We start from the raw sequence: 15,181 nt of genomic DNA on the forward strand, positions 1-15,181 counted from the left end.
ATGGCCGCCCTGTCGACTCAACCTCACTCCCACGGCCTGGTTCCGGTCGCTTCGCGCGCCGAGCACTTCACGTCCTACGACGTCGAGGCGTTCGAGGTGCCGGGCGGCCGTGAGGAAATCTGGCGTTTCACGCCTCTCAAGCGTCTTGCCGGTCTGCACTCCGGCGCTGCGGCAACGGGTTCGGTTGCCGTTGAGGTGAACGCCGCAGCCGGTGTCACCGTCGAGACGGTCGGTCGCGACGACGAGCGTCTCGGCAAGGCCGGTGTGCCCGGTGACCGCATCGCGGCGCAGGCGTACTCCTCCTTCGAGAACGCCACCGTCGTGACGCTGCCCGGCGACGCGAAGTCCGAGCCGACCACCGTCACGGTGACCGGCGCCGGGGAAGGCGCTGTCGCCTACGGCCACGTCCTGGTCAAGGCGTCGCAGTTCGCCGAGGGCACGGTCGTCCTGGACTACCGCGGTTCCGGCGCGTACGCCGAGAACGTCGAGTTCCTCGTCGCGGACGGCGCGCACCTCCAGGTGATCGCCATCCACGACTGGGCCGACGACGCGGTGCACGTCTCGCAGCACCACGTGAAGCTCGGTCGCGACGCGTCGATCAAGCACACGGTCGTGACGCTGGGCGGCGACGCCGTCCGCATCACTCCGGTCGTGCAGTACGCGGGCAAGGGCGGCGACGCCGAGCTCTTCGGTCTGTACTTCGCGGACGCGGGTCAGCACCAGGAGCACCGCCCGTTCATCGACCACTCGCAGCCCAACTGCCGCAGCAACGTGGTCTACAAGGGCGCGCTGCAGGGCGAGGGCGCGCACACCGTGTGGATCGGTGACGTGCTGATCCGCGTGGCGGCCGAGGGCACCGAGACCTTCGAGCTCAACCGCAACCTGGTGCTCACCGACGGCGCGCGCGCCGACTCGGTGCCGAACCTGGAGATCGAGACCGGCGAGATCGAGGGTGCGGGCCACGCCAGCGCCACCGGCCGGTTCGACGACGAGCAGCTGTTCTACCTGCAGGCGCGCGGCATCCCGGAGGAGCAGGCACGTCGTCTCGTCGTGCGCGGCTTCTTCCAGGAGCTGATCGCGAAGATCGCCGTTCCCGAGGTGCGCGAGCGCCTCGAGGCCGCCATCGAGGCAGAGCTCGAGGCGGTCGGGGCGTGATCCGCGTGTGTGCACTGTCCGAACTGGACGACCGCAAGCCGTTCGCCACCGAGGTCGACGACGTTGCCGTCGTCCTGGTGCGCAACGGCGAGCGGGTGCACGCGCTCGCCGACGAGTGCTCGCACGCGGCGGTGTCGCTGAGCGAGGGCGAGGTCTCCCGCAAGGGGATCGAGTGCTGGTTGCACGGGTCGTGCTTCGACCTGGAGACCGGCAAGCCCAACTCGCTGCCCGCCACCGAACCGGTTGACGTCTACGCCGTCGACATCCGTGACGGAGACGTCTTCGTCGATGTCACCGTCACCACGAACTGACTTCAGCACCAGGAGATTTAGGTAGTCATGGCCACGCTTGAGATCAAGGACCTGCACGTCTCGGTCGTCAGCGAGGACGCCCCCAAGGAGATCCTCAAGGGCGTCGACCTGACGATCAAGGCGGGCGAGACCCACGCCATCATGGGCCCCAACGGCTCCGGCAAGTCCACGCTGTCGTACGCGATCGCCGGTCACCCGAAGTACGAGATCACCTCGGGCTCCGTCACCCTCGACGGCGAGGACGTCCTGGAGATGTCCGTCGACGAGCGCGCCCGCGCCGGCCTCTTCCTCGCCATGCAGTACCCGGTCGAGGTCCCCGGCGTCTCGATGTCGAACTTCCTGCGCACCGCCGCCACCGCTGTGCGCGGCGAGGCCCCGAACCTCCGCCACTGGGTGAAGGAGGTCAAGGGTGCGATGGCCGACCTCGACATCGACCCGGCGTTCGCCGAGCGTTCGGTGAACGAGGGCTTCTCCGGCGGTGAGAAGAAGCGCCACGAGATCCTGCAGCTGGGCCTGCTCAAGCCGAAGGTCGCGATCCTCGACGAGACCGACTCCGGCCTGGACGTCGACGCGCTGCGCGTCGTGTCCGAGGGCGTGAACCGCTACAAGGCCTCCGGCGACGTCGGCGTCATGCTGATCACGCACTACACCCGGATCCTCAAGTACATCGAGCCGGACTTCGTGCACGTGTTCGCGAACGGCCGCATCGTCGAGTCCGGTGGCCGCGAGCTCGCCGACCAGCTCGAGAACGAGGGTTACGTGAAGTACACCGGCAAGGCGGAAGCCGCCAGCCTGTCCTGACGTTGCAGGTGTTGGAGAGGAGGCGCTGTGACCACCACCGCAGCACCACTGGATGTAACCGCCCTGCGGGCGGACTTCCCCATCCTGTCTCGCACCGTTCGTGACGGGAAGCGCCTGGTCTACCTGGACTCCGGCGCCACCTCGCAACGCCCGACGCAGGTTTTGGACGCGGAAAAGGCGTTCCTGGAGCAGCACAACGCTGCTGTGCACAGGGGCGCCCACCAGCTCGCGGAGGAAGCGACCGACGCGTACGAGGGTGCGCGTCAGCGCATCGCGGACTTCGTCGGCGCCGACTTCGGCGAGCTGGTGTTCACCAAGAACGCCACCGAGGGCTTCAACCTCGTGGCGTACGCGATGGGCAACGCCGCCACGTCCGGCCCCGAGGCCGCGCGGTTCGTGCTGAATCCCGGTGACGAGATCGTCGTGACCGAGATGGAGCACCACGCGAACCTCGTGCCGTGGCAGCAGGTCGCCCAGCGCACCGGCGCCGTGCTCAAGTGGTTCAAGCTGAACCCCGACGGCCGTCTCGACCTGTCCGATGTGGACAGCGTGATCACGCCGCGCACCAAGGTCGTCGCGTTCACGCACCAGTCGAACGTGACCGGCGTGATCAACCCGGTGTCCGTGCTCGTCGCGGCCGCGCAGAAGGTCGGCGCGATCACGGTGCTGGACGCGTGCCAGTCCGTGCCGCACGGCCCGGTCGACTTCCACGCGCTGGGTGTCGACTTCGCGTCGTTCTCCGGCCACAAGATGCTCGGCCCGTCCGGCATCGGTGTCCTTTATGGACGTCGTGAGCTGCTGGAGGCGTTGCCTCCTTTCATCACCGGCGGCTCGATGATCGAGCTGGTGAAGATGGAGGGCTCGACGTTCGCGCCGCCGCCGCAGCGTTTCGAGGCCGGTTCGCCGATGACGTCCCAGGCCGTCGGCCTGGGCGCCGCCGTGGACTACCTGAGCGTCGTCGGCATGGAACGGATCCACGCGCACGAGCACGCGCTGACCGTTGCCGCGCTGGAAGGTCTCGGCTCGATTCCCGGTGTTCGCCTGATCGGCCCGCAGGACGCGGTCGACCGCGGCGGCGCCGTGCCGTTCGAGATCGAGGGCGTCCACCCGCACGACGCCGGCCAGGTGCTCGACAGCCTGGGCATCGCCGTGCGCGTCGGCCACCACTGCGCGTGGCCGCTGCACCGCTGCCTGAACGCCCAGTCGTCGGTGCGCGCGACGTTCTACCTGTACAACACGCTGGACGAGGTCGACGCGCTGGTCGACGGCGTCCGCGAGGCGCAGAAGTTCTTCGGGGTGGCCTGATGCAGCTCCAGCAGATGTACCAGGAGATCATCCTGGACCACTACAAGAACCCCCACGGCCGAGGCCTGCGCGACCCGTACGACGCCGAGTCGTTCCAGGTCAACCCGACCTGCGGTGACGAGGTGACGCTGCGCGTCCACGTCGTCGACGACGTCGTGCAGGACGTTTCCTACGACGGCCAGGGCTGCTCGATCAGCCAGGCCTCGACGTCCGTGTTGACCGACCTCGTCGTGGGTAAGCCCGTGGGTGAGGCGTTCAAGAAGATGGACGCGTTCGTCGAGCTCATGCAGGGCCGCGGCCAGGTGGAGCCCGACGAGGACGTCCTGGAAGACGGCATCGCCTTCGCCGGTGTCGCAAAGTACCCGGCGCGCGTGAAGTGCGCGCTGCTGGGCTGGATGGCGTTCAAGGACGCAGTCGCACGAAGCCAGGGAGCAGCATGAGCACCGAAGAAGTCGTCCGGGGAGCCGAAGGCATGCCGGTCTTCGAGCCCAAGGCTGACGTCGCCGCACTGGACGACGTGGAAGAGGCGATGCGCGACGTCGTCGACCCGGAACTCGGCATCAACGTCGTCGACCTGGGTCTCGTCTACGACATCCGCATCGACGAGGAGAACGTCGCCACCATCGACATGACGCTCACCTCGGCGGCCTGCCCGCTGACCGACGTCATCGAGGACCAGACGAAGGCGGCGCTCACGGGTGGCGCGGGCGGCGGCCTGGTGAAGGACTTCCGCATCAACTGGGTGTGGATGCCGCCGTGGGGCCCGGAGAAGATCACCGACGACGGTCGCGAGCAGCTGCGCGCGTTGGGCTTCACCGTGTGAGTTCTCAAGTTGTGGAACGGCGCGCATCCGCTGGGGTGCGCGCCGTTTTCTTTGGTTCAATAAATGCGTTGCACGGCCACCCGGCCGTCGCCTAACTTGGTTCCTGCAAGACGGACAGAGATCAAACCGGAGGAAGACATGCTCACCAAGGCTCAGCTCGCGGGATGGCGAATTCTCGCCTTCGTCGCCGGTTGCCTTCTGGTGCTGGCGTGGGGCTCCAGGCCGTGACCTCGTAGCAGGTCAAGACCGCGGAGCCGCCAGGGGAAACCCCCGGCGGCTTTTCTTTTGCCCTACCCACAAATGCCGACGAGCTTCGGAAGCGGAACGGATTCCAAACCCGTTTCCCGAGGGTTCGACTCCTTCCGTCGGTGCCGCACAACTGAATAACGCACGCGGTCGTGGTGAACTCGGCGGACACGTCGGTCTTCCAAACCGAAGCAGAGGGTTCGATGCCCTCCGGCCGCTCGCAGCACACGAAAGTGGATCTAGCCCAACTGGCAGAGGCACATGGTTGAGGGCCATGACAGTCGGGGTTCGACTCCCTGGATCCGCACGCCCTCGTAGCCCAACGGCAGAGGCAACGCGCTCAGAACGCGTCCAGTCCAGGTTCGAATCCTGGTGAGGGCACTGCACCAACCACAACCACATCGGGGGACGCGCCGGCGCGCAGGTGATCCTTGCAAGATCGCCCTGGAGGGTTCGACACCCTCGTCTTCCACTGTCGTCCCGTAGCTCAGCTGGTGAGAGCGTCCGTCTGATACGCGGTAGGTCCCAGGTTCAAGTCCTGGCGGGACGACCACCGTCCGGTAGCTCAGGGGAAGAGCATCTGTCTTACAAACAGAGGGTCCCAGGTTCGAAACCTGGTCGGACGACCACCCTTCCCGCACGAAGCCGCAGCCCGCCGTGACCCCGGCGGGCTGCGGCGTACAAAGGGACTCGTGGATCACCCCAGCAGAGCGATCTCCGCCGCCGGCGCCCTGTTCTTCGACGAGGCGGGCCGCATCCTCCTCGTGGAACCCACCTACAAGCCGCGCTGGGAGATCCCGGGCGGTGTTGTCGAGCACGGTGAAACCCCGACCGAAGCCTGCCGGCGCGAGGTCGAGGAAGAGCTCGGCCTGCAACGCGAACCGGGCAGGCTCCTCGTCGTCGACTGGGCCCCGCACAACAACGACGACCGCATCCTGTTCGTGTTCGACGGTGGCATGATCACCAACCCGCGCGAGATCCGCCTCCAGGCGGCAGAGCTCAAGTCGTACGAGTTCGTGACACCGGAACGAGCAGTGGAACGCCTGATCCCCAGGCTGGCGCGCCGGGTCGCCGAAGCGCTGCGGGCCAGGGAATCAGGCGAGATCCGCTACCTGGAGCACGGCGTCAGCCGGCTGTGCTGACAGCCGGTCCGAGGCTCAGGCGTAGACCCGTTCGACGAACGTCGCCAGCTGCTCTTCCGGCAGGTGCCGCGCCAGGTCGGCCTCCGACACCATTCCGACCAACTGGTCGTTCTCGATCACCGGCACCCGCCGGATCTGGTTCTCCTCCATCGTCGCCAGCACGTGCTCCAGCGAGTCCTCGACGTCGACCCAGTGGACGTGGCCGCCGAACTCGCCGCACCGGGTGGTGCCGAGATCGAGTCCGCCCGCCACGGCCCTGATCACGATGTCGCGGTCGGTGATGATGCCGCGCAACCGGTCGTCCGAGTCGCAGATCGGCAGGGATCCGACGTCGAGGTCCCGCATCATGCGGGCGGCCTCGACGAGGCTCGCGTCCGAGTCGACGCACCGGACGCCGGGGTGCATGATTTCGCGAGCTGTTGTCATGACTCCCAGGATCCGCCCGGTTAAACCACCCTGCAGTGTGGTCCTCTGAACGGCCTAGAACCTTGCGGGCCAGATGGTCCAGAGTGCTACTCTCTGTGGTCCTACGGTTACGCAGTTGCTATCTCCGGGGGCCGCGATGAACCTGTTAGCGGAACTGACCGACGATCCCTGGAGCGGCATCACACCGTCCGTGTACGAGACGGGCAGGCTCGTCGCGCTGGCACCGTGGCTGAACGGGCACGAAGCCAGACTCCGGTATCTCGTCGACACCCAGCACCCCGACGGCACGTGGGGCGGACCCGGTGAATACGCGCTGGTCCCGACCCTCAGTGCCGTCGACGCGCTTCAGGGGCACCCGGCGGCGCGCAGAGGCCTCGAGGCGTTGCGCAAGCTGCTCAGCCGTCCGCTGAAGCTGCCGGACACGGTCGCGGTCGAGCTCATCGTGCCCGCGCTCGCCGAAAGACTCGGCCTGCGCACGCCGCTCGACCCGCGTCCGCTGCACGCGCTCAGAAAACGCCCGCTGCCGGAAAAGCTCTGGCACACACTGGAAATCTTCGGTCCCCGTCCCGAGGTCAGAACCGTCGACGGCATCGTCGCCGCCAGCCCCGCCGCCACCGCCGTTCAACTCCAGGGTCCCAGACCCGGTCCGAGCCTCGACTACCTCGACACCGTCCAGCGACGGCACAGAGGTCCTGTCCCCGCAGGCGTTCCGGTCCAGCTGTTCGAACGTTCCTGGATCATCGTCGCCCTGAAGTCCGCGGGGCTCGACGTCCCCGAGCCCATGGCCGGCCAGATCAAAGCCGCGTTCACCCGCGAAGGCGCGGCCGGCGGACCGGGACTTCCCGCCGACGCCGACGACACCGCCACCGCACTGCACGCGCTCGCGTTGTGCGACAGCCCTCGCCCCGCCGAAGCCCTCCACCGTTACCGGGAAGCCCGCCACTTCGCCTGTTTCCCGAACGAGCGCACGCCGTCGACCAGCACGAACGCCCACGCGCTCCAGGCACTCGGCCACGACCGGCAGCTGGAGGAGTGGCTGCGCGACATGCAGCAGCCGGAAGGCTTCTGGCGGGACAAGTGGCACGCCTCGCCCTACTACGCGACCGCCTGTGTCACGAACGCCCTGCGAGGCAACGAAAAGGCCGTCGACTGGGTCCTGCGGACGCAGCGGGACGACGGCTCGTGGGGCCGATGGGAGGGCACCTACGAGGAAACCGCCTACGCCATCAGGATCCTGTCGCACTCCCGCAGGGACGTCACGGAAGCGATGACCCGCGGCGCGAAGTTCCTGCAGGACTGGCAAGATCGCCCGCACCCGCCGCTGTGGCACGACAAAGACCTGTACGCCCCCACGAGAATCATCCGGGCAGAGGGCATGGCGGCGCTCCACCTCGCGTGCGCGGTGTGCCGATGAACCGCACCGAGCTGAGGTTCGCGCTGCAGCTGATCGGGTTCCTGGACTCGGTGGAGGACTTCGAGGACGGCCTGGTCAAGCTCAGGGAACGGCGCTGGCTCGTCTGGCACCCGGACGTGATGGCCGCGCTGTTCCGCCACGACCGCGAGCTGCACCACCCGCCGAGCCGCACGCTGAGCCCGTTGCTGGGCAACCGTTCCGTGCTGTGGCTCGACGGCGAGGAGCACACCGCGTACCGCCGCACGCTCGCGCCCATGTTGCGTGCCAACAGGTACCAGGCCCTGATCGACGAGATGGTCGAACGCTCCATCGCCGAACTGCCGAGCGGTGACCCGGTGGGTCTCGCCACCTGGACCAGAAAGCTGACGCTCAGGATCATCGGCCGCATCGTCTTCGGCGTGGCCGACGACGAGCTGCTCACCGCGTTCAGCCGCTGGCTCGACCGCCGCCTCGGCAGCCGCGTCCGCACCCTCGCCCACCGCTACCTCACGCCAGGCACGACTAGATTCGACCCGCACCTCGACCAAATGCTCCTGCACCGCGCGAAAACCGCAGAACCACCGGCCCTCGCCGCGTGCCTGCCGCCGGAAGACCTGCGCGACCAGGTCGTCTCACTCCTCTTCGCCGGCCACGAGACGACGGCGTCCGCCACCGCGTGGACGGTGTACTGGATCGACCGCACCCCCGGCCTCGCCGAGCAGCTCCTCACCGACGACAGGCTGCTCGACGCCACGATCGCGGAGTCGCTGCGGTTGTCCCCACCGGCCGCGCTCGCCGGAAACCGGATGAGCGACGACGGCATGGTGATCACCCCGAGCATCTACCTGGCACACCGCCGCGCCGCGACCTACGACAACCCGCACGTCTTCGACCCCACCAGAAAACCACCACCTCCAGGTGGCTTCTTCCCGTTCGGCGGGGGAGTGCGCCACTGTCCCGGCAAGGAGCTGGCGCTGCTGGAAATCCGGACGATCGTCACCGCCCTGCTGCGGCACCGGCGGATCAGCCTGACCGCACCCCGCTCCTGCACACCCCAGCTGCGGGGCGCCGCGATGGCGCCACCGCCGAGCCTCGCGATGGTGGCCACGTGCCGGCGCTGACCCACCTCCACCGTCTGGAACACCCCTTCGGCGTGCACTACGCGTGCTGCGCCGCGTGGGGTGCCTGCTACGCGACGAGATTCGACCTCGCCGTGGTGATCGCCGTGCTCGCCAACTTCGTCGCGATCATCTCCGGCAACCCGCTCAACGCCTACGCCGACCTCCGCAACGACATCCACACCGCGGAGAAACGCCATCTGGCCCAGGCGGTGCAGGAGATCGGCGCGGACAAGGTCCTCGCGCTGGCGATCTTCGAGATGATCTTCGCCCAGGCGCTGGCGATCGCCGTGTCGTGGCGGGTCGCGGTCGGCGTCGGGCTGATCCTGGTGCTGTACCTGGCGTACAACCTCGAACCGATCAGGTTGAAACGGCGTGGTTATTCCGGTCCGGTGGTGCTGGCGATCGCCGCGGGGCTGCTGCCGAGCATCACGGCCTACGCGGCGGCCGGGGGACGGGCGGACCCTGCGGTGTGGCTCGTCTTCTCCGGTGTCGCGGCGCTCGCGACCGGCAGGGCGCTGTGGTGGGCCGTTCCGGACCGCGCGGGCGACGCCCACGTCGGGTCGAGAACACCCGCTGTCGTGTACGGCACGAGACACGCGGTCAACGCGACGACACAGCTGACCGCGGGCGGGTTGTTGTTGGTGGGCGGCGGTTTGTGGTTCAGGTTCGGGTGGATGTGGGCGGCGGTGGGCGTCGCGGCGTGCTCGGCGTTCCTGCTCGCGCGCGACCTGCCCACCGCCAGACAGCAGTTGCGGTACGGCATGTCGATGGCCGTCGTGTCGACGGTCGTGCTGGCCGCGATCCCGTTGCTGGCCTAGATCTTGCGCGCCAGGCCGCCGCAGCCCTGGAAGTTCTCGGGATTGCGGTCCTGGATCTCGTCGGGATCCGGTTCCCACAACGGGATCGGCACCACGCCCGGCGAGAGGATCTCCATGCCGTCGAAGAACTGCACCACCTGCTCCGGGTACCGGAACGTGAACGTGGGCAACGGCTGATCCTCGTACATGGCACCGAAAAGCCCCACGGCGGCCAGCATGAACGGGTCGCGGCACGTGTGGGAGAGCCCGAGGTAGCTTCCGGGCGCCAACGCGTCCATGTACTGGGCCAGCACCTTGTGCGGCTCGGCGCTGTCCGGGACGAAGTGCAGCACGTCCAGCACCAGCACGGCGACCGGCTCGGACAGGTCCAGCGTCGTGCGGACCTCCCGCGACTCCAGCACCTGCTCCGGGCGGCACAGATCCGCGCAGAGGTACGAGACCTGAGGGTTGTTCGCGACGATCTCGCGGCCCTCGCTCGCCACGGCCGGATCGATCTCCACGTACACCACGCGCGCGTCGGGCGCGACGAGGTGCACGTTGTCGGCGGTGGGCAACCCGGAGCCCAGGTCGAGGAACTGCCGGACCCCCAGCGCGGTGAGTCTGCTGACGATCCGGCCGAGGAACGCGCGGTGCGTGCGGCACAGGTAAGGCAGATGCGGTGCCGCGGACACGAGGTGGGCCGCCAGCTCCTGGTCGGCCTCCGTGTTGTGGGTGCCGCCGAGCCAGTAGTCCCTGACGCGTGCGGTGTTGGGTTTCTCCGGACCGTTCACTCCCGGTGCCCAGATGGGGGTGGCCACGGGGACTAACTACCGGATCCCGGCTTGGAGGAGCACCAAGCCGCCCCAAGATGTACCCGATCGAGTGAACATCAGGCCGGTGTGGTCTGGGCGACGAGGAATCCCACGACGTCGTCCAGCCTTCCGCGGCGCGCGAACGCCCTCCGCTGCCGTGCCGCACCCGTGCCGTCGAGCAGCAACCTGTCGAGGCCCTCGCTCACCATCTCGTAGTCACCGGCGAACTCCAGCGCCGGACGCACCCACCGCAGCAACGACGCGGCGATCGTCGGCGCGGGAGTCGGCGCACCCGTCACGGGGTCGATGCCGAAGCCCTCCAGACCGTCGCGCGCGGCACGCCACATCGCGACCTTCAGCAGGTGCGGCGGGATCGGCGCGGGCGCCACCCCGGAACTCAGCGCGGTGGAGGCGATTGCGCGCACGAGAGCGGCCATCAGGACCGCTTCCTCCACCGTCGGCGCGACGTCCGACACCCTGAGCTCCAGCGTGGGGTGGCGAGCGGACAACCGCACGTCCCAGTAGAGCATCCCGGCGTCCATCGCCGCGCCGCTCGCGACGATCTCCTCGCGTGCCGCGTGATACTCGGCCGCGGAGTCGAAGTGCGGTGGCGGACCCGAAGTGGGCCAACGGTTCCAGACCACGTAACGCCAGCTCGCGTACCCCGTGTCGCCGTCGAGCCAGTACGGCGAATTCGCCCCCAGCGCCAGCAAGGTCGGCAACCACGGCCGCAGGTGGTTGCTCACGAAGATCTTCGACTCGTCGTCGGGCAGCCCGATGTGCACGTGACAGCCGCAGATCGCGAGATCGTTGGTGAGAGCGCCCATCTCCTGCGCCATCCGGTGGTAGCGCGGGGAGTCCGTCAACGGCGTCGGCATCGTCAGGCCCAGCACGGGAGTTCCGGTCGCGGCGAGCCTCGCGTCGTGGCGCGCCGCCCGTTCGATCAACGCCCTGCGCGCAACGGCGAGCTCGTCGCGCAGCGTCGTCATGTCCGTGCAGATCCCGCTGGCCGATTCCACCTGGTACTGCGCGATTTCCGGCTGCAGGTCCACCTCGTAGCGGTCGGCGCCGGTGAGCACCTCCCTGGCACGGTTGGCCAGATGGCCGGTGGATGCCTCGACCAGAACGAATTCCTCTTCCACGCCAACGGTGAGGAGGCCTTCGATGCTCGTGCGTTGCGCGGGTACCGATTGAGTTCTGCTGCCGACCTGCACGCCGAACCTCCTGTGCGCTGAGTAGCGACCTCGATGCTATGAGTGATCAGGTCGTCGCACAGGAGGCGTTCGGTTGTACTTTCAACTCACCGCGCGTTGCGCGACACCTCGCAGCACATCACGTCGTTCGCTGCCAGGCCGGCCCATCACCCAGCTGGATCCGGCGAGCGACTTCGCGTGCTCCTTGACTGGTGCCAGCAACCGCGACACCTCGCGGTACGACCCCACTGACCCCGCGGCACAGATAAGGGTCGCAAGAGAGAGGGTGATGTGTCGTCCCTCCGCCGTGTACGGCTTGTCGAGCAAACGGGCGGACAACGGCACCGTTTCGTCGAGCCCGGCGAGGATCAGGAAGTCGTCCCCGCCGACGTGCCCGACCTGCACGCCGGGGAACGCGTTCGCGAGCTCGGCGAGGTCGTGCCCGATCTCGCGGATCAGGTCGTCGCCCGCCGCGAACCCGACCGTGTCGTTGACCTGCTTGAAGCTGTCGACGTCCAGCCACGACACCGCGAAGATCTCGCCGATCTCGATGCGCCGCTCGACCTCCTTCGAGAGCGCGTCGCTGCCGGGCAGGCGGGTGAGCGGGCTCAGCGCGGCCGCCTGCTCCACCTTCAGCTCGGCGACGCCCCTGACGACGTCCGCAACGCGCACAACACCCATGCATCGCTCGTTGTGGTCCACGACGATGAGGTCGTCGTTGGTGCGCTCACGGTTCGCATGCGCGACCACGTCAAGAAGGTCGAGCGCGGAGGACTCAGTGCCGATGATGTGCGGCTTGTCCGCCAGCCGTGCGGCTTCTCGTTTCGCGTGCAGCGCGTGCCCGTACGGCCCGGTGACCGCGAGCAGGAACCGGTTGCGGTCCACCGACCACTTCGGCCGGCCCTCGTCGTCCACGAGCACCACGCCCGTGACGGTCGGCTGGCTCGCCAGCACCTCGCGGACTTCCTCGCTCGTGGCGTGTTCGGGCAACGTCGTGGCGGGGTGCAGGAAGTCCGTGACCCTGGGGCCGGCGTTGCGGCGGATCTCCCCGGTCTCCGTGACCGCCTCTGGCGCGATGCGGGCGTTCACCGCCGGTCTTCGCTGCGGAGGCGCGAGCATGTTGCCCTGCGCGTGCCCCACTCCCAGCTTGCGGAGGAACGTCAGCTGCGCCTCGGTCTCCACACCCTCCGCCACGACCTGACCGCCCGTGTACTCGCCGAGGTGCACCAACGACCGCACCAGCGCACACCGCGCCGCGTCGTCGGGCAGGGTGCGCACGATCTCGCGGTCGAGCTTGATGAAGTCCGGCGCGGCGCTCGTGAGCAGGCCGAGCGGCACGTCCCCTTCGCCCACGCAGTCGAGCGCGATGCGAAAGCCGTTGTTGCGCAACGTCTTCAGACCACGGGCGAGCCGGGCGCGGTTGGCGCGCGAGTACGGCTCGCCGACCTCGATGACGATGCTGTCGGGGGAGCGCCGGGCGTCCCTGAGCGCGCCGTAGAGCGGGCTCATGACCTCGGGCTTGTCCGCGACCGTGATCGCGAGCAGGTTGATGTGCAGCGGCAGCAGCAGGTCGAAGTCGGCCGCGGCGCGGACCGCCCGGCAGGCGAGTCCGACGTCGGCGTTGGTCAGCAGTCCCGCCTGGAAGGCGGCCTGGAGCAGATCCTGCACGCTGCCGTCGTGCGGCCGGGCCAGAGCCTCCACCGCTACGACGCCCCCGGTGTTCAGGTTGAACAGCGGCTGGAAGGCGAACCTGACGTCATCCAGTAAGGCGGGCACGTCTCAGATCGTGCAGGGGTGCGTGACCAGCTCCAAGAGGGTTCACCAGGAGTTCATCATCTTGGCGCGAAGGCGCCATGGTGCGGCGCTGAACAGTTTCGCCATCGCGGCCGACGTACCGCGTACGTCCTCACGGCCGGACAGATACGCACGCTGCAGTTCGGCCGGGAGCTGGAAGAACAGCTCGAAGAAGTCCCTCGTCTCGTCGGCGTCCATGCGCAGCAGCACTTCCAGGCCGAACCGCCTGAGTTTGTGGACGATGCGCGCGCTGCGGGACCAGATGACGTGCTTCGGGTCCTCGCCTGCCTTGACGGCCTGGGCGACCTTCGGGGCGAGGTCGAGTGACGTCGCGACGCTGTAGCCGGTCGCGGGGTGGATGAAGCCCGCTGACGCGCCGAACGCCAGGCCATCGGCCCGTGGTGCGTCGAGGGGGAAGCGGACGCGTTCTTCCTGTGGGCCCGGTTCCAGCCGTGTGTGGAGTCTGCGGCGGAGTTCGCTGAGCGGCATGCCTGGGCGACGGGCCAGACAGGTCTCCTCGACCAGCAGCTTGTTGCCACCGAGCGGGACTCGGTAGAGGAACGTGTCGCCGTTGCGCCAGTCCATCAGCGTGGTCTCGGTGCAGTCGGACTCGATGATCGTGCCCACGGCCGTCTGTTCGGCACGGCCCTTGCGCGCGCCTGTGGCGTTGAACGTGTAGCGCGCTTCCGCTGGTTCTTTGAGGACCTGCACGTCCGGTGGCAGCTCGTGGAGGCGTGCGTTGTCGAGCACGACATAGGTGCGTTGGATCAGGTGCTCCTCGCGCGCGTACGCGCGAACAGTCGTGCTGATGGCCTTGGTGGGCGTGTCAGGTGGGAGTTCGTCGGCCCACGCGCCGTAGGTCGCCGTCCAGGGACGATGCGGGTGACGGTCGACGATCGCGGTGTCGAGACCTTCCCGCGCGCACGCGCGGGCCAGCGCGCGGCCGGCCGGGCCACCACCGATCACGAGCACGTCGAACACGAGGTCCATGATTGACGCCGTGGCCAAGACCTTCCGCTCGACCCTCCTCCGGCGCGTCGGCAACGTCGTCATCAGCCGTGCCGTCGCCCTCGGCATCGCGCCCTCCCACTACGTGCTGCTGTCCATCCGCGGACGGCGCAGCGGTGCGGAGCGCACGATCCCCATCCGCCTGATGCGCCACGACGGCCAGGAGTGGTTCGTCGCGCCGTACGGAGTCCGCGACTGGGTGCACAACGCACGGGCTGCCGGCGAAGCGGTCGTGCGAAGGGGACGTAGGTCACGTCGAGTTCGTTTGACCGAGGTTTCCGCGGCTGTCGCGGCGCCGGTGCTGGCCGCGTACGTGAAGAAGGAGCCCGTGACGAGGCCTTTCTTCGACGCACGCGTCGGCGACCCGGTCTCGGCGTTCGAGGCGGAGGCCGACCGCCACCCGGTGTTCCGCGTCGAGAACATGCAGGTCAGCGGTGGTGCGGGTGCATAGGTGACCCCCCGATTTGGAGAGCCGATCACCCCGGTGTAATGTTCTCTCTGCCAGCGCGGAACGGGCCGGAAATCAAAACCGGAACGAGCGGGGCACAAGCCGGAGACAAAGAGCCTCTGAGAGGCCGATTTGACACCGGCGCGAAACACCAAATAAGCTTCAGACACACCAGCCCCGAGTGAAACTCTCCGGAAACGGAGATTGGATCCGGTGAGCGCGTGTTCTTTGAGAACTCAACAGCGTGCCGAAACACAGCCAGTAATATGAAACCCCTCGTCAGGGGTTTCCTTTGAGAATGTTTTACCAGATTGCCAGACCTATTCCGTCTGGCCGATCAAACTAAGTCCTTATTGGAGAGTTTGATCCTGGCTCAGGACGAACGCTGGCGGCGTGCTTAACACAT

16 protein-coding genes and 5 tRNA genes are annotated in these 15,181 nt (G+C 68.0%); 16 read left to right on the plus strand and 5 right to left on the minus strand.

Translation table 11 applies throughout. The features are described from left to right. The 12 genes from sufD to IEZ09_RS40055 all read left to right on the plus strand — a co-directional run bounded on the left by sufD (position 1) and on the right by IEZ09_RS40055 (position 5,783). Positions 1-1,155, plus strand: a complete 1,155-nt coding sequence (gene sufD, locus IEZ09_RS40000; RefSeq protein ID WP_189259063.1) for a Fe-S cluster assembly protein SufD — start codon at positions 1-3, stop codon at positions 1,153-1,155. Beyond that, positions 1,152-1,466, plus strand: a complete 315-nt coding sequence (locus IEZ09_RS40005; protein WP_189259064.1) for a non-heme iron oxygenase ferredoxin subunit — start codon at positions 1,152-1,154, stop codon at positions 1,464-1,466. Before sufD ends, IEZ09_RS40005 begins: the two co-directional genes overlap by 4 nt. A gap of 27 nt (positions 1,467-1,493) precedes the next feature. After that, positions 1,494-2,267 carry a Fe-S cluster assembly ATPase SufC gene (sufC, locus tag IEZ09_RS40010; protein WP_189259065.1) on the plus strand — a complete coding sequence of 258 codons (774 nt, stop codon included), beginning with the start codon at positions 1,494-1,496 and terminating at the stop codon, positions 2,265-2,267. Between the two features lie 27 nt (positions 2,268-2,294). Beyond that, a complete protein-coding gene (locus IEZ09_RS40015) occupies positions 2,295-3,572 on the plus strand; it encodes a cysteine desulfurase (protein ID WP_189259066.1) in 1,278 nt (425 codons plus the stop codon). Then, a complete protein-coding gene (gene sufU / locus IEZ09_RS40020; protein ID WP_030470337.1) occupies positions 3,572-4,012 on the plus strand; it encodes a Fe-S cluster assembly sulfur transfer protein SufU in 441 nt (146 codons plus the stop codon). The genes IEZ09_RS40015 and sufU overlap by 1 nt, the downstream gene beginning before the upstream one ends. Continuing rightward, positions 4,009-4,395: a metal-sulfur cluster assembly factor gene (locus IEZ09_RS40025; protein WP_189259067.1), complete on the plus strand. Its 387-nt coding sequence runs from the start codon at positions 4,009-4,011 to the stop codon at positions 4,393-4,395. The genes sufU and IEZ09_RS40025 overlap by 4 nt, the downstream gene beginning before the upstream one ends. A 392-nt stretch (positions 4,396-4,787) precedes the next feature. After that, positions 4,788-4,860: transfer RNA gene (locus tag IEZ09_RS40030), tRNA-Gly, on the plus strand. A gap of 14 nt (positions 4,861-4,874) precedes the next feature. Beyond that, positions 4,875-4,948: transfer RNA gene (locus IEZ09_RS40035), tRNA-Leu, on the plus strand. Position 4,949: 1 nt separating this feature from the next. Further along, positions 4,950-5,022, plus strand: a tRNA-Leu gene (locus IEZ09_RS40040). 95 nt (positions 5,023-5,117) lie between these two features. Continuing rightward, positions 5,118-5,194, plus strand: a tRNA-Ile gene (locus tag IEZ09_RS40045). A 1-nt stretch (position 5,195) separates the two neighbouring features. Next, a tRNA-Val gene (locus IEZ09_RS40050) sits at positions 5,196-5,270 on the plus strand. A 63-nt stretch (positions 5,271-5,333) separates the two neighbouring features. Continuing rightward, positions 5,334-5,783: an NUDIX domain-containing protein gene (locus IEZ09_RS40055; RefSeq protein WP_189259068.1), complete on the plus strand. Its 450-nt coding sequence runs from the start codon at positions 5,334-5,336 to the stop codon at positions 5,781-5,783. 15 nt (positions 5,784-5,798) lie between these two features. On the opposite strand, the gene IEZ09_RS40060 is transcribed toward IEZ09_RS40055, so the two are convergent. Beyond that, entirely contained in the window at positions 5,799-6,209 is a 411-nt protein-coding gene (locus IEZ09_RS40060; RefSeq protein ID WP_189259069.1) for a CBS domain-containing protein, read from the minus strand. A 136-nt stretch (positions 6,210-6,345) separates the two neighbouring features. On the opposite strand from IEZ09_RS40060, the gene IEZ09_RS40065 reads away from it, so the two are divergent. The 3 genes from IEZ09_RS40065 to IEZ09_RS40075 are packed head-to-tail and all read left to right on the plus strand — an operon-like array spanning position 6,346 to position 9,541. Then, positions 6,346-7,623, plus strand: a complete 1,278-nt coding sequence (locus IEZ09_RS40065; RefSeq protein WP_229813368.1) for a prenyltransferase/squalene oxidase repeat-containing protein — start codon at positions 6,346-6,348, stop codon at positions 7,621-7,623. Further along, positions 7,620-8,723 (plus strand): cytochrome P450, encoded by a 1,104-nt coding sequence (locus tag IEZ09_RS40070; protein WP_189259071.1) that lies wholly within the window; start codon positions 7,620-7,622, stop codon positions 8,721-8,723. The genes IEZ09_RS40065 and IEZ09_RS40070 overlap by 4 nt, the downstream gene beginning before the upstream one ends. After that, a complete protein-coding gene (locus IEZ09_RS40075; protein ID WP_189259072.1) occupies positions 8,711-9,541 on the plus strand; it encodes a UbiA prenyltransferase family protein in 831 nt (276 codons plus the stop codon). Before IEZ09_RS40070 ends, IEZ09_RS40075 begins: the two co-directional genes overlap by 13 nt. Here the strand turns inward: IEZ09_RS40075 and IEZ09_RS40080 are convergent. The 4 genes from IEZ09_RS40080 to IEZ09_RS40095 all read right to left on the minus strand — a co-directional run bounded on the left by IEZ09_RS40080 (position 9,538) and on the right by IEZ09_RS40095 (position 14,309). Further along, the gene (locus tag IEZ09_RS40080) at positions 9,538-10,338 is read right to left on the minus strand and encodes an SAM-dependent methyltransferase (RefSeq protein WP_189259073.1); all 801 of its coding nucleotides are present in this window, start codon (positions 10,336-10,338) and stop codon (positions 9,538-9,540) included. The genes IEZ09_RS40075 and IEZ09_RS40080 overlap by 4 nt on opposite strands. Before the next feature lie 71 nt (positions 10,339-10,409). Next, entirely contained in the window at positions 10,410-11,474 is a 1,065-nt protein-coding gene (locus tag IEZ09_RS40085; RefSeq protein WP_229813369.1) for a carboxylate-amine ligase, read from the minus strand. A 153-nt stretch (positions 11,475-11,627) separates the two neighbouring features. Next, positions 11,628-13,301, minus strand: coding sequence for a GGDEF domain-containing protein (locus IEZ09_RS40090; RefSeq protein ID WP_189259075.1), 1,674 nt, complete (start codon positions 13,299-13,301; stop codon positions 11,628-11,630). A 42-nt stretch (positions 13,302-13,343) separates the two neighbouring features. After that, entirely contained in the window at positions 13,344-14,309 is a 966-nt protein-coding gene (locus tag IEZ09_RS40095; RefSeq protein WP_189259076.1) for a lycopene cyclase family protein, read from the minus strand. 10 nt (positions 14,310-14,319) lie between these two features. Here IEZ09_RS40095 and IEZ09_RS40100 point away from each other — a divergent pair, with 10 nt between their 5' ends. Beyond that, positions 14,320-14,778 (plus strand): nitroreductase family deazaflavin-dependent oxidoreductase, encoded by a 459-nt coding sequence (locus IEZ09_RS40100; RefSeq protein ID WP_189259077.1) that lies wholly within the window; start codon positions 14,320-14,322, stop codon positions 14,776-14,778. The last annotated feature ends 403 nt before the right edge of the window (positions 14,779-15,181 follow it).

It is taken from the genome of Lentzea flava, from assembly GCF_014648475.1.
Lineage (GTDB): Bacteria > Actinomycetota > Actinomycetes > Mycobacteriales > Pseudonocardiaceae > Lentzea > Lentzea flava.

Bases quoted from the DNA above. Each gene is read 5' to 3' on its own strand.
- sufD (WP_189259063.1), top strand. From the start codon at position 1: ATGGCCGCCCTGTCGACTCAACCTCACTCCCACGGCCTGGTTCCGGTC.
- sufC (WP_189259065.1), top strand. From the start codon at position 1,494: ATGGCCACGCTTGAGATCAAGGACCTGCACGTCTCGGTCGTCAGCGAG.
- sufU (WP_030470337.1), top strand. From the start codon at position 3,572: ATGCAGCTCCAGCAGATGTACCAGGAGATCATCCTGGACCACTACAAG.
- IEZ09_RS40025 (WP_189259067.1), top strand. From the start codon at position 4,009: ATGAGCACCGAAGAAGTCGTCCGGGGAGCCGAAGGCATGCCGGTCTTC.
- IEZ09_RS40060 (WP_189259069.1), bottom strand. From the start codon at position 6,209: ATGACAACAGCTCGCGAAATCATGCACCCCGGCGTCCGGTGCGTCGAC.
- IEZ09_RS40065 (WP_229813368.1), top strand. From the start codon at position 6,346: ATGAACCTGTTAGCGGAACTGACCGACGATCCCTGGAGCGGCATCACA.
- IEZ09_RS40070 (WP_189259071.1), top strand. From the start codon at position 7,620: ATGAACCGCACCGAGCTGAGGTTCGCGCTGCAGCTGATCGGGTTCCTG.
- IEZ09_RS40095 (WP_189259076.1), bottom strand. From the start codon at position 14,309: ATGGACCTCGTGTTCGACGTGCTCGTGATCGGTGGTGGCCCGGCCGGC.